The following is a 22204-nucleotide window of genomic DNA, read 5'->3' as shown; positions in this document are numbered from 1 at the left end:
ATACTTTATCATGAAAAGACGTACTCAAACCAGTTGATCCGCCGATTGGACTCGCACAATCCCATATGCTATGTTGAGATAGAATGTACTTAATAAGGAGGCAGCTTCTATGTATATCTATTTGGTTCCTTCACCGATTCCGGATGCACTTGCTGCATACCCGCATCTGACTTTGCGAAGCGAAGAGCACGTGCGTCTGGCTATTGAATCCGCAGAACGCCTGATGAATATTGAGTCTGATGATAAGGTAGCCGCATATGAAGCTTTCGATGCAGCAGGCTCATGGACTGGCGGAGGTTACGCTGTTCTCAACAATATCCCTGTCACAGAGGATGGTCGTAACGATTTCGAAGAACGGTTTAAGAACCGTGCCCGCAAGGTAGAAGACGAGCCTGGCTTTGTCGGTATTCGTGTGCTTCGTCCTCTGAAGGATGACACATATGTCGTACTTACACTCTGGCAGTCGGAGGAACATTTCAAAGGCTGGCAGGAATCCCAAGCATATAGTCACGCTCACCGTAACCGCAGTACAAGCGAAGGGCTGACCGCACAGAAGCCCACCATGTTCCCCAGACCTTCTTACGTCACAACGTACACTATAGAATAACGAAATTGGGTCGCATCTATCTTTTATCGCAGTAGCCCATGTTTTTTCAAACCTCTTCCTGCATGGAAGAGGTTTTTTGCCTTCAATTGTAGAAGGCTCTCATTTTTGACACAGCCATGCTCAGATAGGATAATACTTGTTAAATGAAACTTCGGAAGGGAAGGCGGTACCTTGTCACGCAGTTCACTCACCCGATTTCTAAGCGGACCGTTTATATTCTTTACCATTATCATGATGATCAAAAGTTCACTGGCCTGGATTGTTATCTTTGATGACATCCCTGTCTGGAAACCACTGCTGACCGAATTGCCGCTCATCTGGATCGGCTTCTGTCTAATCGAGTGGTTTGCTGCCAAGCGGCGAATGTGGATATACCTTGCCATGAATTTGCTGCTCTCAGGGATTTTCTTTGCAGCCATCATGTACTACAAATACTATGGCGTAATCGTTAACTATCATGCGTTGGCACAAGTGAATCAGGTGACCTCGGTCAAGAGTAGCATGTTCTCTTTGCTTGACCCCTATTATTTGTTTATTTTTGCAGACGTTCTGATTATCGGGGGGATACTCATTCGTCGTCGGATCAAGCTCGGGAGTACAGAACGCCCGAACCGTATTCCACTTGAACGACGTGCCAGAAGACGGGTTGCCTCGGTCATTCTGACCCTGTCCATGATCCTGTGCATGCTCAACATCTATCCCAATCGGGCCAGCATGAGTGAGCTTACACAAGCAGAACAGATGGGCATCCTCGGTTACGAGGCGTATACCATCCTGGATCGACCTGATAAACCTGTGCCCATCGCTCACATTGATCAGACTGACATCGACCAGCTGAAACAAACGACCGAACTTCCTGCAATTGTGGAGCAGGGTGCCGCGAGCGGACGCAATGTGATTATGCTCCAGTTGGAATCGTTCCAGAACTTTCTGATTGGATTAGAGGTAGATGGACAGGAAATTACGCCTAATCTGAATCAATTGGCTAGACAGAGCCTGTATTTTCCGAACTTTTATCAGCAAGTGGGACAGGGAAATACATCGGATGCAGAATTTGTTGTGAACACATCGTTCTACACCCCGCCGAAAGGGGCAGCAACAACTGTATATGCGGATAAAGCTCTGCCGAGTCTACCCAAGTTGATGTCAGCAAACGGATATCAGACAGCCACATTCCATACAAATGATGTTCGTTTCTGGAATCGGGATCAGTTATACAAGGCACTTGGATACGACCGGTATTATGATATTAATTATTTCGGCACACAGGACTCTATCGCCTTTTCGGCCTCGGATGAAGTACTGTATTCCAAAACACTGGATAAGCTGGAATCCATGCAGTCTTCGGGCGATCCCTTCTATGCCCATATCATCTCCATGTCAGCCCACCACCCGTACACTTTGCCTAAAAACAAGGTGAAGCTGACGCTGCCAGAGCGTTACAAGGATACGTTGCCCGGTAATTATCTGATATCACAGCATTATGCGGATGAGGCGGTTGGACAGTTGATTGCTGGATTGAAAGAACGGGGATTATGGGAAAATAGCTTGTTTGTCTTGTACGGGGATCACCTGGGACTTCCCATCTACTCACTGGATCGGGATGACAAAGTCCTTATGAAAGAGTTGTATGGTCGGGAATACACATCAGCAGATATGATTAATATTCCACTCGTTATCTCGGCCCCGGGCGTTACTCCGGGTGTACAGCTGGAGCAGATCGGAGGCCAGGTGGACATTCTGCCAACGATTGCGGGACTCACCGGAGTATCGCTGAAGGACCAATTACACTTCGGACAGGATTTGTTGCATGAAGGTGGAAATCTCCTACCCGAACGATATTATCTTCCTTCCGGTTCCGTGCTAAACGATGCTTCTCTCTTCATACCGGCGAAAGAATACGGGGACGGAACGCATTATTCCCTAGCTGATGCGGGCAGACAAGATGCCGAGCAACAGCAGACGGGTGTTCCTTCGGAAGAGATGCCGAAGAATTCAGGAGAAGAGGAATCTCCAACTATCGCCACACCCAATAACAGTGAGGTGTCTCCTTCGCGGTTTATAACCAAGGAACAATATGATCGAGCATTGGATCTTGCACACTTGTCCAACAGTTATTTGAGCCAGCTCCCGGATCGAAAGGACGCGAACTGATTTTATTTTTTTAATATTCTAAAAAGAGCTTCATAGTGAATCACCAAGTACTGAAGTTTCTTCAAGATTACACATCTATAACGCACATGATCCATCTTACGAGGATGAACATGTGCGTTATTTGAATTACACACAATCGGCATTCAACCTTTTTCCATTTCAGAAGGCTACAAGAGCTGATGGATCAATATTCTTTAAAATATTTCAGTAGTTCCGATTGGAAACTTTCAGCAGTAAAACTACGCTCTCGATTTTTGTGAACAATCAGACCATGCGTAAAGCTTATTTTAGAAGTAAAAGGAAGAATTTTTAATCTACCCATCTTTAGTTCGTTTTTGATCGCTATTTTAGGGACCAAGGCAAAACCTTTTCCACAGCATACAAGTTCCTTGATCATCTCAAGACTTGAAAGCTCTAACGCATTCTTAACCACAATCCCTTCATTCTTTAGAACATCTACAGCAGTCGTATGATACAAACAAGATGTGCCGTTACTGATAAACACCTCGTCATTTAGAATCTGCGCCCCTACACTTTCCACTTTCCGAACCAAATCCTCAGATGCAACAAAAACAATAGTCTCTTCCATAATCGGATAAAAGAGAATGTCATGTCGCTCAGGGTTTTGAGGAACAATGCCAAAATCCAGGGCATAATCCAGCACACTTTTTAGAATATCTTGATGCGCCCCTTGTTCAACACGTAAATTTACGCTTGGAAAGTTTCTCGTATATTCCTGTACAAATGGAAGCATGCGTGTAAGAAAAAAGGATTCCTGTAGTCTAATATTTATTGTTCCGCACGGCTGATTCATATCATTCATACTTTCTTTAAGAGATTCACTTAAGTGGACATACTGATAAGCATATTTGGAAAATACTTTTCCAGCTTCCGTAGGTTCCACCCCTCGTGGAAATCGATGAAACAACTTCTGTCCGCAGATCTTCTCCAGCTGTTGAATATGAGTTGTTACTGTGGACTGGACATAACCTAAGCGCTCCCCAGCTCGGCTGAAACTCTTCTCTTCAAGCAAAGCAATAAATGCCTGAAAAAAACGACCCTCTAAGGAATTTATCATATCTTTCACCCTTTTGTATTTTGATTTGAAATAGCTAGTATTCAATCTATTCGTTATTCAAATGAATAGTTTAATTATACAATAAAAACACGTCATCACCAGTTCTACAAGTAAGTAAGAGAAATAATATTGGACTTCTTAATGAATCCAGAAGGAGATGTAAAAAATGAAGATTAGTTATCAGCACCAGAAAGTTGGAGATGTCGAAGTTTTTTATCGTGAAGCCGGGCCTAAGGATGGCCAAGTTATTTTACTATTACACGGGTTTCCATCCTCTAGTCATATGTTTCGCGACCTTATTCCCAAACTCGCAGAACAATACCGTGTCATTGCCCCTGATCTTGCTGGGTTTGGTCGTACAACAACTCCAGCCCGTAGTCAGTTTGACTTCACATTTGACAGCCTGTTTCGAGTTATTGAAGGTTTCACTGAAGCATTAGCTCTTAAGAAATATGTAATGTATGTGTTTGATTATGGGGCGCCTGTCGGTTATCGCTTGGCAGTGGCTCACCCGGAACAAGTTCAAGCCATTATTAGTCAGAATGGCAACGCATATGTCGAAGGGTTTAGTGACGCATGGGGACCTTGGGAGATGTATTGGCACTCTCCAACACCTGAAAATCGTGAAGCATGTCGTGATTCCTTAACCCCCGAAACTATCCGTAACTTTCAGTATCTTCATGGAACTGATGCTAGCCTTGTTTCACCAGACGGATATTCACTGGATATTGCCTACATGTCACGCCCGGAAGCTGAAGAAATCCAACTGGATTTAATCCTCGATTATAGAACAAACGTGGATCTTTATCCTGAATTCCAGACTTATTTCCGCAATTATCAACCTCCTCTTCTAGCTGTATGGGGTAAAAATGATCCTGCTTTTCTTCCTGCTGGAGCTTTAGCTTATAAGCGTGATATCCCATCTGCAGAAGTGCATTTACTTGATACTGGGCATTTTGCTCTCGAAACACATGTGACAGAGATCCATGAGCTCATTCACCACTTCTTAAAGAAAATATTTTAAAACCAACTTACATTGGCTCAATCTCAACCTCGAACTAAATAGAAAAAGCCCGTAGAAAGCAGGTCCAATAATGGCCTGTTCTACGGGCTTTTTGCATCTGTCATCATTCTTCAAGGTACTTGCAACGCCACTATGATTTAATGTTCTATCCCGTCCTGTTTACAACGGCAGTAGCGCAACCGACTTGCGAGCAGTCAATTGCTCTACCATGGCAAGCCATTCTTGTGGTTTGTTAGGAAGCACTGCATAATATCGATTCAGGAAATCAGCCACTAGGCTTGCTGGCAGTTCACCAAGCGACTCATCACCTGGCATGAAGCACAGGTCCAAGCCGCCAACCGCTTCACCGTCACCTTGCCAAGATGGATGAACATATGGGAAGTCCAGACGCTGATATCCCAGATGGGACAGAACTTCGCGACGCACATACGGGTCCATCGGCTTGATGCCGCCAAACTCGTGATCCTGACTCAGATAAGGGTTGTAGATTTCGGCAAACATACCGAACAATTCTTTCCCGTTTGCTGCAGCCAGCTTTTGCAGATCACGCTTGCGGTGATTCGCCAGGAAACTGCCGATCCCCAGACCTTCACGCCCAATAATCGTGAAGTCCGTCATGGCTACGTTCCAGTCCTCGTAATAACGGTACTCCGTCGCTCCAACAACCTGTCCCTCATGTACAGCCACGAACACCCGAATACCCGGATCTTCCAGCGGTTCTTCCCATAGGGAGAAGTCCAGCACTTCTTCCCGCGGGAAAATCTCCTGCATCAACTTGTGCATTTGGGCAAACAATGGATCTTTAATGGATGTAATACGCGTGAATTCCATGAATAAATACCCCCTCGATTGATAATGTATTTCATTTAACATTTCTTTATCTGAACGGATTCCGCCACTCCATCAGGGCTGCATAGTTGCAGGATTCCTCATCGTCCAGATAGTCTGCGGTCACACCAACAGGCATGCGGCCACAGCGAAGCAGGAACGATATCACCGGGTCACGCCTCTCTCCCGCTGCTACCTGATCCAGATATTCCTGCGCAGACAGTTGGTCTGCAACCAAATGATAACCGGGCATTCTACCAGCACCAAGTAACCGATCCATCCCCTGAGCGATGACAAGGTGGTACATCGCCTGCATCATAAGCTGAGCCAGTCCCCATTTGCGGTACTTTGGACGAACACAGAGATCAACAATATACAGCGTGTTGCCATCCGGCTGGTGGTTACGAATATAACCGTCATCCGTTACTTCGGCCCAGGTATGACTTGCTGGATGTGCAGGGTCCCACTGCATCCGTAGCGAGGTCATTGAGCCAGCCAATTCTCCATCGACTTCAATACAGATGGCACCCTCCGGGTAATGCTGTACATGACTGGTGAGCTGCTCGTGACTCCAGAGCAGTTCTTCCGGATAAGGAGGAGGGAAACTCTCCGCCTGAATGCGAATGAGTTCCTCAAAGTCGGCAGTAACATAATTGCGAACGACTGCTTTTACCCTTTTGCCACTTCGCTCCGGGTCGGTAATCAGCATTTCTTTGGTATACATGTTGCCGGTTCACCCCTTTCCACTGACAAAATGAATTCCCTACTCTGTTTCGCTTCGGTTTTAATTATGTGTTCAAAAAGGTCGGTTTTCAGTACCGAGAAGATGGGATGAAGCTAGAAATGGAGTAGCGGAGCGTAGGGAAGACTACGTGAGCAACGGACATTTCGGCTGAATTCCATATTCGATGCTGATGATGCCACTAGGCATCCTTCGTAATCAAAAGCGGGCTTTTTGAACAACCTCTATAAGGTTGCCTACTCCCAATCGGTATATAGATCAGTACGGCGGTCACGCCAGGTCGTTACCGATCCACGTTCGCGCACCTCATACAACAAGTCCAGATCCAGATCGGCGGTCACGATCATATCGTTGTTAATCTCACCCTCGGCCAGAATGCCACGTGGCGGGAATGGGATATCATTCGGCGTAATAATTGCAGCCTGTCCATAGTTGGCACGCATGAAGTCAACGGTCGGCAGGTTACCCACTGTTCCGGTTAACACAACATACACCTGATTCTCCACCGCGCGGGCATGACTCGTATAACGCACACGGTAGAATCCATGACGATCGTCCGTGCAGGAAGGACAGAAAATCACGTCAGCGCCTTTGGCTTTCGCCATCCGTACAATTTCCGGGAATTCAATATCATAACAGGTCAGCATGGCAATACGGCCTTTATCGGTGTCGAACACCTCAAGTCCATCTCCGGGAGCCATATTCCATTCCTGTACTTCGGTTGGTGTAATGTGAATCTTGTCCTGACGCGCGATGCGACCATCCGGGTAGAACATGTGGGCTGTATTATACAACTTCCCTTCACGGCGAATGACGTGGGTTCCCCCGATGACGTGCATGCCGTACTTGGCAGCGAGTGACGTGAACAGTTGTTCATATTGTTCCGTAAAGTTTGGCAGATCCTCAATTGTCAGTGCATTGCCTTGTTTGTCCCCAATGGACATTAACTGCGTTGTGAAAAATTCCGGGAACAGGACAAATTCGGTTCCGTATTCACTCGCTGTCCGTATGTAATGCTCAGCCTGAGCGGCGAACTGCTCAAACGAGCTGATTGTGTGCAATTGGTATTGTACAGCGGATACCCGCAGTTTCATGTTCGTACACCTCCATCATGATTATGCTTCCATTGTAACAACGATCCGGGGTCAACAAAAGAGTATTTACACGGAGCATTACAATGACAGAACAACCTTCCGATCGCTTCCCTTACTCACCCAGCATCGACTGAGTGAATCCAATCCACTCTCTCGTGGCAAATGAAAGATAACGATCCTTCCGCCAGATCATGCCGAGCTGCCATGGAATCACCGGTTCCACCACGGGTATAATGCGCACGCGCATATGGTCTACCTCACGACAGATCGTCTCCGGCAGTAGAGCTACCCCCAAATTGGCAGCAACCATCGCGCTGAGCAGATCCCACTGGGAGCTCTCATATACCACACGGGGCTGGAACCCAGCATGCTGACAGGCCACAATAATCCGGTCATGCAATGCAAAATCCTCCCTAAACAGCACAAAGGCGTCGTTTTCCAGTTCATGCAATGCAACCGACTCTTTCCCCGCAAGTGGATGTGAAGGGTGTACAAGCAGGTTCAGCTTCTCTTTCACAAACACAAAATGATCCAACAGCTCATCCACGGTTGGCAGTACGGCAACGCCAATATCCAGTGCACCACTGATCACATCGGCCTCCACTTTTTTGGCACCATCCTCAAATAGTTGAATGGTCACCTGCGGGTAGGCTTTGTGAAATTCACCAATGATCATGGGGAAAAAGCTTGATCCTACCATCGGCGGCAGACCGATCCTCAGGTGGCCTTTCTTCAAATTCATCAGATCGTCCAATTCGGATGACAGACTGCGGAATGATTTTTCGATCTCAAGTGCCTGCCGAAAAAACACATGACCTGCATCGGTTAGTTCAACTTTCTTCCCATAACGGTCCAGTAAAGTGATACCCAATTCCTCTTCAAGACTCTTGACCGTCTTGCTGATCGTAGGCTGGGTGATATACAGGACTTCGGCGGCTTTAGTGAAGCTCTGCTGCCGGGCAACTTCCAGAAAATATTGCAAATGGCGGATATCCATCGGTTGATACTCACCTCTCATAGACAAATGGAATAGTAAACATTCTTAATATGCATTTTACTCATGAAAGAATGCCATGTAAAATTTGTGATATCAAATGAATCATTTTCATTTTCATAATAACTTAAACGATTACGTTGATTATACAAGGAGGGATTGAAGTGAAAAAATGGGGCCTTGGTATTGCACAGGTTGCGCTCTTAATGGTTTTTTCACTGCTCATGGACCTGCTGGCCCGTACTCTCCATCTTCCTGTACCAGGTTCAATACTCGGTATGGTTGTGTTATTCATTCTGCTTCAGACTCGTGTCGTGAAGTTGCGCTGGATTGAAGTTGGAGCTGCCTGGTTGCTCGGTGAACTACTGTTATTTTTTATCCCGTCAGCCGTTGGCATTATGAACTATATGCCCATGCTGGAGCATGACGGATTGCAAATTTTATTCATCGTACTACTTAGTACTTTCTTGGTCATGTCCTGCACAGGCCTGGTGGCTACACGAATCGCCAAACGAAAGGAGCGTCACACCGGATGATTGGATTCCTCTGCCTGTTGTTAACCGTCGGTATCTATTGGGTTACCAAACGAATGTATCGCAATCTGCCTAAAGTATATCTGTCTCCGTTGCTCATTACACCGCTTCTTGTTGTTGGCATATTGCTTGCAACCGGAACGGATTATGCCACGTATAGCAGTGGTGGCAAATGGCTGAGTCTGCTTCTTCAACCAGCCACGGTGGCTTTTGCCGTACCGCTCTATACCTTTTTCCATGTACTCAAAAAACATATTTCCGAGATTGTCTTCAGTGTCATGACCGGTTCGGTCGTTGCCGTACTTTCTTCTGCCCTGCTCGCCAAATGGTTGCGCCTGGATTCCGGTCTCATTCATAGTCTGATCCCAAGATCGATCACCACCCCAATTGCCATGAACGTATCCGCCACTATCGGTGGCATACCCGCAGTGACAGCTGTTTTTGTTATTATGACTGGTCTGCTCGGAGTAATTATGGGCCCTTCCATCGTCAAAATGCTGCGCATCGATGGGGAGATTGCACGAGGCACACTGTTTGGAACCGGTGCCCATGGCACAGGGACATCCAAGGCGTTTGAACTGAGTTCCCTGACCGGTACCATCTCCAGCATCTCCATGGTGCTCGCTGCATTGTTCACTTTAGCGGTTGCACCCGTGCTTTCTAAACTTATTTTCCCATAATGGATGGAATTATCCACTTTTTTGAAATATTATTGTTGTATTAAAGCCCTTTCTTCCTTACAATAAGGACAGGTTTTTAATTGTGAATATTGCGGGGGAGATGCGATGAAAAGAACCGGAATGAAGAGATCTCTGGACCGTCTTGGACGAATTGTCCTTCCCAAAGAAATGCGGGATACGATGGAAATCCATATCGGCGATCCGCTTGAGTTTTTCATTGAAGGAAAAGAGTTGATTTTAAGAAAGTACAAATCAACATTATGTATTTTTTGCGGTGATGTAGATACGGAAATGTATTTCAAAGAACAATTCATCTGCCGGACTTGTGCAATTCAATTAAAACACCCGGATGACTCTCCCAACTGGTTCGTACCTCAGAACAAACAGGCTCCTGCACCCGTGGAGCGTCCTGCTTCCAAATCCGCCCCAGTCTCATCTCCCGCTAGGGAAGAAGGGACCACAGCTGACAACCAAGAATACCCGGACCTGCGGCCAAAGACGGCACGTATGCTGCAACAGATGAAAGAAATTGTTGAACAGAATCCCGGTTTGGCTCAACAGCAAATTGCGGAAAAGCTTGGCATCAGCCAAGGACGCGTCTCTCAATTAAAAAAGTTACTATAATCAAAATGGCATTTGATCATTTATAGTCAGAAGACCTTCCGATCAGGAAGTCCCGCTGCAAGAGAACCCGTTGTTTTTCGTGGGTTCTTCTTTTTTTTATATTCATATTGTAATGGAAAGGAGTTCTATGGATAAAATTCTGTATTTATCACAATTCGACCTCATGTCCTCCTTATCCGAGGCAGACCTGATTGAAATGGATGGGATGACTTCTATTACGACCATACCTAAAAACAGACAGATCCAGACACCCGATACGTTTACAGAAGGTTTCTATTTTGTAAAACGGGGAAAGGTTCGTTTATATACATTAAATCCGGAGGGCAAGCAGTTCACTCTCGATATTTTGACGGAAGGTAACGTGTTTGGAGAAATGAACGGAATCTCACTCGGAACACGCGCCGTTTATATCGAAACGATGGAGGAGTGTGATATTTGCCTGATGAACAAACAACGTTTTGAACAGTTTCTGATTGAACATCCAGAATTTATGATGAGACTGATGAACGTACTAAGCGAGCGGATCAAACGAATGAGCGAGTTGACACAGACGCTTGCACTCGGAAACCTGCATGAAAAGGTGATACATAATCTCTTCCGGCTGGCTGAACAGATGGGATGCATCGAAGAAGATGAATACTGCCGGATTCAACTCGGGCTTACCCATCAGGAGATTGCCTGGATGGCAGGAGCCACACGGGAATCGGTTACGATTGTCATGCAAGACTTGGCAAAATCTGGCCGTATTCGTACCGGATTCAAATCAGTCTCCCTTCATCGTGACGAAATCGCTAACCTCCGGAAAATCACTGACCACTTGTAAGATGCCTTACATCCCTGTTCTCCAGCAAGTTGTACTGTATAACTCATGATGTTATACAACCAAGGAGGAGTATACCGTTGGATGCTAAACCAGATCTATTTATCCCTGAAGACATTTTTCTTCGCAAAGGTGCCCGTAAAGCAACGGAAATTCCTGAGCATATCCGCAATTGGCTACAAGCAGGACATATCGAATCGGTCAATCTGACCGAATGGCTGGCTGTAGATCATGTTTCTCTTTTTCAGAAGGTTACCCATGAATGGGGAATGGATGCCGAAACCAGAGCAATTACAGAGCAGTTAACACAGATGGATGAGCAGCGGATCATGAAAATCATCCCGGCCATAGCCATGCAATGGCTTGATCTGTTGAAACGTCCATCAGTCAATGAAAAAACGAATCTCTTTTGTTCCATTGCAGAGCATCGTTCAGACAGTGTTCGCTGCTGGGCGGCTTATATCATTGGGCTAGATTCCGGTCTGAACCTGACTGAAAAGTTGGAGCATATTCGGCCCTTTGCAGCAGATCATCACTTTGGTGTAAGAGAAATCGCCTGGATGGCTGTACGGGAGTCCATCTCTGCCGAATTATCCTTAGCCTTGCAGCAGTTAATCCCATGGAGCGTTGACCCTGATCCACTGATCCGTCGATTTGCCATAGAATCAATCAGACCTCGTGGCGTCTGGGCCAAGCATATTCAGGAGTTAAAAGAAAATCCGGCCATGGCCCTTCCCTTGCTTGACGCGGTAAAATCCGATGCCCATAAGTATGTACAGGATTCGGTAAGTAACTGGCTGAACGACGCCAGCAAGACCAATCCAGAGTGGGTGCGGCAGGTCTGTGCCACTTGGACGCAGCAGTCGGATACCCAACATACGCGGCGAATCGTTACACGTGCCACGCGAAGTCTTACATAAAAAAAGATGACCACCGCTTACTGGCAGTGGTCATCTTCTGCATAGGCATCCGCGTTTACATTCCTTTTGACAGGAATACCTTTTCCACGTTGAACAGCCCAATTACGTTCCCTCTTATCTTTAACTTACGCCTGAATCGCGTCCATCTGGCCTTCTTCTTCCGCTTCCAATCTGCGCATGCCCACAACCAAAACAATAATGTTAGCTACCAACAACACAGCCGGGAACGGAACAGCAGCGTATTGTGCATAGATCAGATGACTTCCCACGGCCCCAATCAGAATGAAGGTCAGTATGCCAGAAGCCAGGATGCGAGTCCGTGGAATCAGCAGTCCTACAGCACTAAGCAACTCCGCAGCGCCCAGCAGATACATCGTCCATGTAGGATAAGAGAAACTTTCGAATGTCTGAATCATCATGTCTGCCCCACTAATCTTGTTAAACCCCGTCATGACGAAGACACCTGCTAACACAACCAGAAAAACGTAACCCAAAATCTTGTTCATATGTAGATCCTCCTATAACAAATTATATGTTCCTACTATGTAATGATTATTTTTGCTGCACATTGTAAAAAAAGAATCTATGTAAAAGTTCCCAAAGGTCACTCTGTTTTCAACCGTTCAGCCCAGTTCAATTTTCAGAATAGTACGCGTTCATATTATACGTATTATTTATCACCAACTTACTTTTGTGAAGTTAGTATATAATAATAATATAATTTCTTCAAGTAATTTTTCACTGTATGATGTATAATACATACAAAAGGTATGTTACAGTATATTTTGTAGTAACCCTCATTTACTTGGATGTCCTATATTCTTAAAGCGGCAGAAATCATGTCCTTTCATATACAACTTTGAAGAAAATCATTATGAATCGAGGTGAACACGTTGAAGCTGAAAAAAGTAAAATCACCAAGTCCCTGTATGATCACTCAAGCCATAGACATCATAGGCAAGAAGTGGGTACTGTTAATCATGTACCAACTGTTGTCCGGACCCAAGCGGTTTACGGAGCTTGAAGCAGAGATGGCGATCAGTGGGCGACTTTTATCGGAGAGATTGAAGGAAATGGAGACGGAAGGTATCGTAACCCGACACATGTTTCCCGAGATACCTCCCCGTGTAGAGTATGAATTGACACCGAAAGGCAGAGCCATTGAACCTGTCATTGATCAGATCTACAGTTGGTCATCCGACTGGTTGAAACAGCAGAAATCCGAGTAGTTGAATTGCTACTTAATAATCTCTACTCAACACAAATACGCCTGAATCAGGCTGATCTGCGGATCATTCCCTGATTCAGGCGTATTTATATTACCTTCAACCTTTTAATGAGAGAGATGTTTTGAAGGCTGAAGCTGTACCGGCAGACCGGAATCTGCCGATGCCAGCGCCGCCGTCGTAATCTCCTGTGTACGGCAGGCATCCGCATAATCGGACAGAATTCGTGAACGGTCTCCCGTACGCAGGGCGTGAATGAACGCTTCATTCTCACGCTCGTATGGGTTATGTCCTGCCGGAATCTCCAGACCTGCCATCGCATGTTTTGCGGCACTTGGCAGAAGCAAACGTTCTGGCGTCCAATCCCACACACCTGCATCCGTGTAGAACTGGAGCCCTGCGCCGCCCTCTCCGTCTGGCAACAGACATGTATTGGCGATACTGGCAATCGCTCCACTTTCCAGCTTAAGCGTCACATTTGCCACATCGGCTACGGTCACATGTTCATGCTTCTCATGCATGCTTCGCTGAGCTGCTACAGCATATACCTCCGTAACTTCTCCTGCACAATACCGAAGCAAGTCTACAATATGTGTAGTCTGCTCTACGAATTGCCCTCCTGAACCGTCCTGACGCCGCCACCAGGCAACCCCTGGCATTCCGCCCATCCAGCGGCCAAGAGCCATGCCGACCGTCTGTTCTTTCATCGCTTGCCGCAGGACCTGCGCAGCCTCCTGATAACGGAAATGGTATCCTACAGAGGTTAACAATCCACTCTTTTGCACCTGATCCAACACCTGACGTGGAACGTCCATTCCAGTACTCAGCGGTTTCTCCACCAGGAATGGAATACCGCGGCGGATTAATTCGGACTCAATTGATCCGTGAGACATCGGAGGCACACAGATATACACCGCATCCAGCTTCTCACCATCCAGCATATGTTCAAGTTCCCCGTAACCAACAGCATCATAAACGAAGGCCATAGCCTCTGCCTTTTCGAGCGAAGTTCCACAGACACTCGCAACACGAACACCTTCCATCCGTGCGAGAATATCCGCGTGTACCATACTGAACCAGCCTGTTCCAATGATTCCGATCTGTAATGTCATGGATGTAGTCCCCTCTCTATGTTACACGCTTACATGTTCCATTCGACTCTCGATCTTGAAATCCTGCCTCAGATTTTGCCGGATGCTTCCAGCAACAGCTGATCCAGTTCCTGTGTATGTTTAACCTCTTCCTCTTCCGACCAGTCCAAACGACCTGCCATATACGAGATAACCGCTGCTTTATAGCGACGAACTTCATCAATACGGAAGAATAAATCACCTGTTCTTCGTACCAAAAAGTCAGATGGGGTTACAGCCATCTCTTCATCAATCGCGTAATGTAGCATAAGCAATAACTCCTGTGGCATGCCATGAAGCTCGGACTTGATGCGTGGATCGGGCATTCGCTCATACAGTGCCTCCACATTGGAACCATACGTGCGAACCAGCCGCTCCGCAGCAGGTCGGGCAAGCCCGAGAGCAACACCGTCCTTGATCTTGCGCTCCGCATACGATACAAATCCAGCCGATCCCCCTACATCACCGCCGGAGATGGGCATCTTCTTCGTTACACAAGGACCTATAGAATGCCCACTCTCCTGCTCCATCTGGCGTGCGACCAGATCAACAACCATCTCGGCCATTTTACGGTATCCAGTTAACTTGCCCCCGGCAATCGTAATCAGATTGGATTCGGATACCCAGACTTCATCTTTACGTGATATTTCGGAAGGATTCTTGCCTTCCTCATGAATTAGTGGACGTACACCCGCCCATCCGGATTCCACGTCCTCGGTACCAATGTGTACATCTGGAAACATGCCATTAACTGCATCAATCACATAATCGCGATCCGAGTCGGAAATTTGCGGGTGTGCAGGATCATCCTGATATACAGTGTCGGTTGTGCCTACATAGGTTTTTCCATCACGTGGGACAGCAAAGACCATTCGACCATCTGGTGTATCAAAATAGACGGCCTGTCTTAATGGGAATCGTTCACCATCAAAGACCAAATGAATGCCTTTGGTCATCTGCAGTGTTTTCCCATGGCGTGAACCGTCCAATTCCCGCAGACCGTCCACCCATGGACCGGAAGCGTTGATCACCTTGCTTGCTTTTAGCGTATAGATCTGCCCATCGATCTGATCCACGGCTTCAATACCTGTAATCTTGCCATTCTCCTTCAGGAAACCTTTCGCCTTAACGTAGTTCACTGCCTGTGCCCCACGTTTGACAGCTTCTTTCATAACCTCTATGGTGAGCCTGGCATCATCAGTCCGGTACTCCACATAGAGTCCACCACCCAACAACCCCTGTTTGCGTAACAGAGGTTCACTGTCTGATACCGCTCCGGCATTCAACATTTGGCGCCGTTCACTGCGCTTCACCCCGGCGAGCCGATCATACACCATCAGCCCAATGGATGTGCTGAAGCGGCCGAACGTGCCAGCCGTATAGATCGGTAACAACATCGGTTCCGGTGTTGTCACATGTGGCCCATTTTCATAGACTACAGCCCGCTCCCGTCCTACCTCAGCAACCATCTTCACTTCATATTGCTTCAAATAACGCAATCCGCCATGGACAAGTTTGGTCGAACGACTGGATGTACCTGCTGCAAAATCCTGCATTTCAACAAGCGCTGTCTTCAATCCACGCGAAGCCGCGTCCAATGCAATCCCTGCGCCTGTAATCCCACCACCAATAATTAATACGTCAAAATGTGCATTCGCCATGCTTTGCAAATATTCGGTCCGGTGTGCTGACGAGAACGTTTCTGTCATTCTTGAACCTCCTATTGATTTTCTCGATTTTTCCGTAAAAAAACAAAAAAAGGACCACGTCATTCGCTCAGCAATTGCTGAGCGGCACGTGGTCCCTCCCGATCTCCAGACATCATTTTTTAACTTGTGCCTTTATCCTATCACAGATTTTTGACGGCGTGAAGTCCTGAAATGACACATTATTCAAAAAAAATTCAAAAAGTTGTTCTGCCAAAGGATGGAATTTCAAATGAATCCACTAACCTTGTTTTTTTCCTTATAGTGGATATATATTTCACCTTCTCCAGGAAGAATAACCCTGTAAATCATGCATCATTTTCCACCAGTAAATATCATTTATAACATATGTTTAGTTAAAAAGTACAAATACCCACACCAAGAAATATTCATTTCATTTCTTTTATTTAAAAGCCATTGCTGCATTCACTGCACGCTTCCAGCCTGTATACAGTTCTGTTCGTTGTTGCTCAGCCATAACAGGCTGGAAGACACGCTCCGTATTTTCATGATCCGTCAATTCATCCGCACTCGTCCAATATCCTACCGCCAATCCTGCCAGATAAGCCGCACCCAATGCAGTCGTTTCATTCACCGTTGGGCGTTCGACAGGAATGCCCAGAATATCACTCTGGAACTGCATGAGGAAATCATTGGCCGCCGCTCCTCCATCCACACGCAGAGCATGCACGGGAATACCCGAGTCGGATTCCATTGCCTCCAGTACATCTTTGGTCTGATACGCCAATGCCTCAAGCGTAGCACGGATAAAGTGTTCCTTTGTCGTGCCTCGTGTCAGGCCAAACACCGCACCCTTAACCTCACTATCCCAATACGGACTGCCCAATCCCACAAATGCAGGTACCATATAAACGCCGTCTGTCGAAGGCACACGTGAGGCGTAATCCTCGCTATCTTTTGAAGAGCGAAGCATCCTTAATCCGTCACGCAGCCACTGAACCGCTGAACCTGCAACAAAAATGCTGCCTTCGAGCGCATATTCAACCTTGCCATTCATCCCCCAGGCAATCGTTGTAATCAGTCCGTGATTGGATTGTACCGGGTTCTCTCCCGTGTTCATAAGCATGAAACAACCGGTACCATATGTATTTTTCATACTACCCTTGGTGTAACAGCCCTGACCAAACATCGCTGCCTGTTGATCTCCTGCCGCTCCCGCAATCGGAATCCGATGACCGAAGAAATGATAGTCTGTTGTGTGTGCATACACCTCGGATGAACCTCGCACTTCTGGTAGCATAGCCTTGGGAATGTCGAGGATATCCAACAATTCGTCATCCCATTGCAGATCATAGATGTTATAGATCAGGGTACGTGAGGCATTGGATATATCCGTGACATGTGTACCCCCGCTCAGTTTCCAGATCAGCCAGCTATCAATCGTGCCAAACAGCAGTTCACCCTTCTCTGCCCGCTCCCGGGCACCAGGGACATGATCCAGAATCCACTTCACCTTTGTTCCCGAGAAGTAGGGATCGATCAGTAATCCTGTTTTACGGCGGAAAAGGTCCCCGAGACCCTGTGTCTTCAGTTCTTCACAGATATCTGCGGTCTGTCTGGATTGCCATACCACTGCATTATAGATGGGTCTGCCTGTTTCTTTGTCCCATACCACAACGGTCTCACGTTGATTCGTAATTCCAATTCCGGCAATCTGGACAGGCTTAATTCCGCTCTCTGCCAGACATGAAGCCATTACGGCAAGAATGGAACTCCAGATTTCGTTGGCATTCTGCTCTACCCAGCCCGGTTTGGGAAAATATTGAGGGAATTCCTGCTGTGCAATGTGCACAATCTCCCCGCCACGGTTAAATAGAATAGCTCGGGAGCTTGTTGTTCCCTGATCCAGAGCCAATATATATTTTTCCATACAGCCAACCTCCTGTTGTGGGTTCTTTTTAAGGTGTAAGCGATTTCTCGAAGTGTCGGATCAGATCTGCGTTGGATGTGGTCACTGCCGTAGCCCCGACGCCAAGCGCAAGTTCAACCTCTTCCGGTGAACGGATCAATCCCCCTGCAATAATGGGTATCCCTGTACGCACAGATACTTCCGCAATAATATGCGGAATGACGCCAGGTAATACTTCAATATAATCCGGTTGGGTTTTGGCCAGCAGCAGATAACTTTTCTCCAGTGCATGGGTATCGAGCAGAAAAATACGTTGAATCGCTGTAATGCCTTTCTGCTTTGCCTTCTGAATGACACTCGCTCGCGTAGAGATCAGTCCTGCCGGGCGAATGTGCTGACACAGATACTCTGCCGCATACTCATCATTCTTCAATCCTTGGACCAGATCTGCATGCAAAAGTATCTTTTTGTCGTACCGCCGAGCCTCGTCCATTACACTCTGAAGCTGTGCAATATGCGTTTCCAGCATCACCCCATAGGTATAAGGGCCTTCAATCATCGCTTCAAACTGCTTCATGCTCTTTGCAGCCGGCAATATACGTTGTCCCTCAAATGGCACCTTGGTTCCTCCCGCATTCATCAGATGACTATATTGTATAATCCGCACTGCGGGAACGGCAAGCCATTCCGTGAATCAGGAAAACCTGATCGCTACCCTATCATCCATAGCAAAAAGCCGCTGTTGTACTTCTCCATAACAGAGAGTACATCAACGGCTAGCCATCTATTCGTATACGTCTATAAATAATGATTAACCCTGCGCATGCGGAAGCAGCGTCTCTGCCCCAGCCCAACCATCACTTTCTGCCAAGTGACCGGAACGGTTCACTTTCGTTTGCAGATATTTCTCGTTGAAAGCAGAGCGATCTCCCCATAGTGGCACACGTCCGCCCACATTTAATCCCGCTTCCTGCAAAGCAGCCAGCTTCCGTGGATTGTTGGTGATCAATGTAACCGGTGCGGAGCGAAGTGTACGCAGCACAGCAATCGCATCGTCATAATTACGAGCATCGTCTGTGAATCCGAGTTGCAAGTTTGCATCTACCGTATCCAGACCTTCTTCTTGCAAAATGTACGCCATGGCTTTGCTGAACAGACCAATGCCACGTCCCTCATGGTTCGCAAGATAGAACAGTGCACCCGCTCCGTGAGCGGCGATCATTTTCATGGATTGCTCCAATTGGAAGCCGCAATCACAGCGTTTGCTGCCAAAGATGTCGCCTGTATGACAGATGCTATGCATCCGAATCAGCGCTTCTTGTGCTTCAGCAAAGTCACCATACACCAGAACACTGGATTGTTGACGCTCTGCCAGTTCAGCCTCAGCAAGGGATTCGATTAACTCGCCGCTCTCCATCGCTTTGTCTGACTTCATCCAGCTATACCACTGGAATGTCTTGGTCTCCCCATCGAGGTTAACCGGGAGTTTGATTGGCCCCACCAGGTATATGAACTCTTTTCCACTCGGAAAAGTCTGAATTTTGGGGGCAAGCAGTTGAATAATATGTGAATTGATCATTGTCGTTCCTCCTGTTTAGGCCAACTTGTCTGTTGATTGATTCGCATCCAGCATGAAATTGGATCACTTGGATGTTATATAGTACGTATCTATATTATTCTCATCATCATTAGTTACTTTATGTAAGTTAGTTTAGAATAAAAATTATAATGTGTCAAGTAACTTTTATTTTTAAAGTAACTACCCAATTTATGTTACGCAATCGACACAAATATGTGTTTCATTTCAGGAATATTGGGTATGAGTTTATAAACTGCTCATACACTAATGTTGTAGTCCAAAGCACTTCATGCCTCGAACTTAATGATGAGGGGGTAATACACATGATCCGCCGGAAAAGAACATGCTGGACAGCCATACTGATGGTCTGCGTCCTGCTCATAAGCGGATGCTCCATCTGGCCCGGACAAGACGATTCAGCGAGCAATAAAAAGGTAGCGCTTACATTGTGGTACTGGAATCGTTCCATCGACGATAAGTTGATTGCTAGGGCTAAGGAAAAGTTCCCCAATATCGAACTGACAGCTCAGAAAATCGGCGGTGATTTCAAAGCAAAACTCAAAACAACACTCGCTGCACGCTCAGGTGAACCAGACATTGTGGCATTGAACGACTGGATCATGGAGCTATTCCCCAGTGAGGACCGTTTCTATAATCTGTATGATCTCGGTGCAGGAGATATTGAAGACCAATATCTGCCGTGGAAATGGAAGCAAGGCGTTACGCCAAGCGGACAGATGATCGGTTTCCCGATGGATACGGGCCCAACAGCCCTCTTCTACCGAGAAGATCTGTTCAAGGAGGCCGGATTGCCATCTGATCCCGAAGACGTTACACGCCAGATCAACAGCTGGGATGCATATGCTGCTGCCGGAGAACAGCTCAAGGAAAAATTCGGAGGCAAGGTTTTTCTAACCGACAATATTGCAACCGTTTACAATCAAGTCATATCGCAGTCTGCGGAGCGTTATTTCCGGCCGGACGGGTCCTTTATCGGCATGGATTCCCCTATTGTGGGCAAGAGCTGGGATACGGCCGTTGCTTTCAAAGAGAAGGGACTGCTTGCCAATGCAGATGGCTGGACTCCAAGCTGGAACGCCGCGATGAATAATGGCGAAATCGCCTCTTTTGTAGGTGCTGTCTGGATGAAACAAGTTCTTCAGGAAGCCGCTCCGGACACCTCCGGGAAATGGCGGGTTGCTCGGGCACCGGGGGGAGATGGCAACAACGGAGGATCATTCCTGTCCATCCTAAAGTCGAGTGAACATCCTCAGGAAGCCTTCGAACTGGTTCGCTGGCTGCAAAGTCCCGAAAATCAACTGGAGCAATATCAGACATTGAACCTTTTCCCTTCTGCACCAGGTGTATTTGATGATCCTGCCATGAAAGAAAAAGAACCTTTCTTCGGTGGACAGGCGACAGGGCCTGTATTTGCCGAATCGGCACAGGATGTGCCGGATGCTTTCTTTGGCGAAAGATATCCATCCGTACACAACATTATCACCCGGCGGCTGAATGATGTCGCGAAGCAAAATGCCGATCCACAGCAGGTCTGGACAGATACAGTACACCGCGTCGAGCGGGAATTGCAGCGTTAACCTGAAGAACGTGTGGTTTCGTTATCCGCAAAGGAGGAATTCATATGGCTGTAACTGAACCTCGTCTTACTCCCGATCCCGGAAATGAAAGACCTGATCTGGATCGGCAGAAGTCACTATGGGCGAGAATGTGGGAGCATCGTGCACTTTATGTTGCGATATCGCCGTTTTATATTCTGTTTGCGGTATTTGGACTGTTCCCAATCGGATTCTCACTCTATCTGGCTTTTCATAAATGGGATGGCATCGGTGTCATGACGTTTAACGGACTCAACAATTTCAAATACATGCTGACCGATGCCGAGTTCTGGCAAGCCGTGGGTAACACGTTCATGATCTGGATCTATTCGACGATTCCGATGCTCTTCTTCGCCCTGATTATTGCCTTTTTGCTGCATGCACCATTTGTGAAGTTCCGTACCCTGTTTCGGGTCGGTTATTTTCTGCCAAACGTCACATCCATCGTGGCGGTAGCCATTATCTTCGGTGCTTTATTTGCCAACAATTATGGCTTTCTCAATTATCTGTTGCAGTCGGTCGGGCTACCTGTTGTGGAGTGGCTTAATGCACCATGGGGCATTAAAGTCGCAATCTCCTCCATGGTGGTCTGGCGCTGGACCGGATATAACGCCGTCATCTATCTGGCCGGACTTCAGAGTATTCCGCAGACGTTATACGAAGCGGCCAAGATTGACGGCGCCTCAGCGATACAGTCCTTTTTCCGAATTACAATTCCGATGCTGCGTCCTGTGATCCTGTTCACGGTCATTACGTCAACGATCGGCGGTATGCAGCTGTTCACCGAGCCACAAGTATTGGTAGGTAATGACGGTGGCGCAGGTGCAGCAGGCATGACGATTGTACTGTACCTCTACCGTGAATCCTTCATTAACAATTACTTCGGATATGGCGCTGCCGTTGGTTGGGGCATGTTCCTCATTATCGCCCTGTTCTCGATTGTGAACTGGAAGCTTGTTCAAGGCAAATCATCCTGATG

General features: G+C 46.9%; 22 protein-coding genes. 11 read left to right on the top strand and 11 right to left on the bottom strand.

All coding sequences use genetic code 11. The annotated features are described in order from the left end of the window. The first annotated feature begins 109 nt into the window (after nt 1-109). Nucleotides 110-607, top strand: a complete 498-nt coding sequence (locus tag MKY28_RS28035) for an antibiotic biosynthesis monooxygenase family protein (protein ID WP_036612926.1) — start codon at nt 110-112, stop codon at nt 605-607. Between the two features lie 171 nt (nt 608-778). Continuing rightward, nucleotides 779-2761, top strand: coding sequence for an LTA synthase family protein (locus MKY28_RS28030; RefSeq protein WP_340937590.1), 1983 nt, complete (start codon nt 779-781; stop codon nt 2759-2761). A 184-nt stretch (nt 2762-2945) separates the two neighbouring features. On the opposite strand, the gene MKY28_RS28025 is transcribed toward MKY28_RS28030, so the two are convergent. Beyond that, on the bottom strand, nt 2946-3839 hold the full coding sequence (locus MKY28_RS28025) for a LysR family transcriptional regulator (RefSeq protein WP_340938065.1): 894 nt from the start codon (nt 3837-3839) through the stop codon (nt 2946-2948). 166 nt (nt 3840-4005) lie between these two features. Between MKY28_RS28025 and MKY28_RS28020 the strand changes: the two genes are divergently transcribed. Next, nucleotides 4006-4863 (top strand): alpha/beta fold hydrolase, encoded by an 858-nt coding sequence (locus MKY28_RS28020; RefSeq protein WP_340937589.1) that lies wholly within the window; start codon nt 4006-4008, stop codon nt 4861-4863. Between the two features lie 159 nt (nt 4864-5022). Here MKY28_RS28020 and MKY28_RS28015 read toward each other — a convergent pair whose 3' ends face one another. The 4 genes from MKY28_RS28015 to cidR all read right to left on the bottom strand — a co-directional run bounded on the left by MKY28_RS28015 (nt 5023) and on the right by cidR (nt 8524). After that, nucleotides 5023-5694, bottom strand: a complete 672-nt coding sequence (locus MKY28_RS28015) for a GNAT family N-acetyltransferase (RefSeq protein WP_149846850.1) — start codon at nt 5692-5694, stop codon at nt 5023-5025. A gap of 46 nt (nt 5695-5740) precedes the next feature. Next, the gene (locus tag MKY28_RS28010; protein WP_338707252.1) at nt 5741-6415 is read right to left on the bottom strand and encodes a GNAT family N-acetyltransferase; all 675 of its coding nucleotides are present in this window, start codon (nt 6413-6415) and stop codon (nt 5741-5743) included. 254 nt (nt 6416-6669) lie between these two features. Beyond that, the gene (locus tag MKY28_RS28005) at nt 6670-7527 is read right to left on the bottom strand and encodes a carbon-nitrogen hydrolase family protein (RefSeq protein WP_221819709.1); all 858 of its coding nucleotides are present in this window, start codon (nt 7525-7527) and stop codon (nt 6670-6672) included. A 112-nt stretch (nt 7528-7639) separates the two neighbouring features. Then, nucleotides 7640-8524: a cidABC operon transcriptional activator CidR gene (gene cidR / locus MKY28_RS28000; RefSeq protein WP_047840818.1), complete on the bottom strand. Its 885-nt coding sequence runs from the start codon at nt 8522-8524 to the stop codon at nt 7640-7642. Nucleotides 8525-8685: 161 nt separating this feature from the next. Here cidR and MKY28_RS27995 point away from each other — a divergent pair, with 161 nt between their 5' ends. From MKY28_RS27995 to MKY28_RS27975, 5 genes are all read left to right on the top strand, one after another. Continuing rightward, nucleotides 8686-9057 carry a CidA/LrgA family protein gene (locus MKY28_RS27995; protein WP_017691758.1) on the top strand — a complete coding sequence of 124 codons (372 nt, stop codon included), beginning with the start codon at nt 8686-8688 and terminating at the stop codon, nt 9055-9057. Then, nucleotides 9054-9734, top strand: coding sequence for a CidB/LrgB family autolysis modulator (locus MKY28_RS27990; protein WP_076251772.1), 681 nt, complete (start codon nt 9054-9056; stop codon nt 9732-9734). The genes MKY28_RS27995 and MKY28_RS27990 overlap by 4 nt, the downstream gene beginning before the upstream one ends. Before the next feature lie 105 nt (nt 9735-9839). Further along, nucleotides 9840-10358: an AbrB/MazE/SpoVT family DNA-binding domain-containing protein gene (locus tag MKY28_RS27985; RefSeq protein ID WP_036612972.1), complete on the top strand. Its 519-nt coding sequence runs from the start codon at nt 9840-9842 to the stop codon at nt 10356-10358. Between the two features lie 127 nt (nt 10359-10485). Continuing rightward, nucleotides 10486-11181 carry a Crp/Fnr family transcriptional regulator gene (locus tag MKY28_RS27980; RefSeq protein ID WP_036667910.1) on the top strand — a complete coding sequence of 232 codons (696 nt, stop codon included), beginning with the start codon at nt 10486-10488 and terminating at the stop codon, nt 11179-11181. A 77-nt stretch (nt 11182-11258) separates the two neighbouring features. After that, complete coding sequence (locus MKY28_RS27975; protein WP_340937588.1) at nt 11259-12098, top strand: DNA alkylation repair protein; 840 nt, start codon at nt 11259-11261, stop codon at nt 12096-12098. Between the two features lie 125 nt (nt 12099-12223). Here the strand turns inward: MKY28_RS27975 and MKY28_RS27970 are convergent, their stop codons facing one another. Further along, the gene (locus MKY28_RS27970) at nt 12224-12604 is read right to left on the bottom strand and encodes a DoxX family protein (protein ID WP_051447288.1); all 381 of its coding nucleotides are present in this window, start codon (nt 12602-12604) and stop codon (nt 12224-12226) included. Between the two features lie 423 nt (nt 12605-13027). Here MKY28_RS27970 and MKY28_RS27965 point away from each other — a divergent pair, with 423 nt between their 5' ends. Further along, on the top strand, nt 13028-13327 hold the full coding sequence (locus MKY28_RS27965; RefSeq protein ID WP_026081419.1) for a winged helix-turn-helix transcriptional regulator: 300 nt from the start codon (nt 13028-13030) through the stop codon (nt 13325-13327). A gap of 104 nt (nt 13328-13431) precedes the next feature. Here MKY28_RS27965 and MKY28_RS27960 read toward each other — a convergent pair whose 3' ends face one another. From MKY28_RS27960 to MKY28_RS27940, 5 genes are all read right to left on the bottom strand, one after another. Then, nucleotides 13432-14436, bottom strand: a complete 1005-nt coding sequence (locus MKY28_RS27960; RefSeq protein WP_340937587.1) for a Gfo/Idh/MocA family protein — start codon at nt 14434-14436, stop codon at nt 13432-13434. A gap of 68 nt (nt 14437-14504) precedes the next feature. Further along, the gene (locus MKY28_RS27955) at nt 14505-16163 is read right to left on the bottom strand and encodes a glycerol-3-phosphate dehydrogenase/oxidase (RefSeq protein WP_340937585.1); all 1659 of its coding nucleotides are present in this window, start codon (nt 16161-16163) and stop codon (nt 14505-14507) included. Between the two features lie 400 nt (nt 16164-16563). Continuing rightward, entirely contained in the window at nt 16564-18051 is a 1488-nt protein-coding gene (glpK, locus tag MKY28_RS27950) for a glycerol kinase GlpK (protein ID WP_036667919.1), read from the bottom strand. Between the two features lie 28 nt (nt 18052-18079). Further along, nucleotides 18080-18649 (bottom strand): glycerol-3-phosphate responsive antiterminator, encoded by a 570-nt coding sequence (locus MKY28_RS27945; RefSeq protein ID WP_026081418.1) that lies wholly within the window; start codon nt 18647-18649, stop codon nt 18080-18082. 192 nt (nt 18650-18841) lie between these two features. Beyond that, nucleotides 18842-19609, bottom strand: a complete 768-nt coding sequence (locus MKY28_RS27940) for a GTP cyclohydrolase II (protein WP_315372491.1) — start codon at nt 19607-19609, stop codon at nt 18842-18844. Nucleotides 19610-19932: 323 nt separating this feature from the next. Here MKY28_RS27940 and MKY28_RS27935 point away from each other — a divergent pair, with 323 nt between their 5' ends. Together MKY28_RS27935 and MKY28_RS27930 are read left to right on the top strand one after the other, a co-directional pair. Then, nucleotides 19933-21207: an ABC transporter substrate-binding protein gene (locus MKY28_RS27935; RefSeq protein ID WP_076329271.1), complete on the top strand. Its 1275-nt coding sequence runs from the start codon at nt 19933-19935 to the stop codon at nt 21205-21207. Nucleotides 21208-21335: 128 nt separating this feature from the next. Next, nucleotides 21336-22202 (top strand): carbohydrate ABC transporter permease, encoded by an 867-nt coding sequence (locus MKY28_RS27930; protein ID WP_036613110.1) that lies wholly within the window; start codon nt 21336-21338, stop codon nt 22200-22202. Nucleotides 22203-22204 lie beyond the last annotated feature (2 nt).

This window comes from Paenibacillus sp. FSL R5-0473 (genome assembly GCF_038004565.1).
Lineage (GTDB): Bacteria > Bacillota > Bacilli > Paenibacillales > Paenibacillaceae > Paenibacillus > Paenibacillus amylolyticus.
Note: the sequence above shows the minus strand (reverse complement) of the source record. Positions and strands in the feature narration are given on the sequence as shown.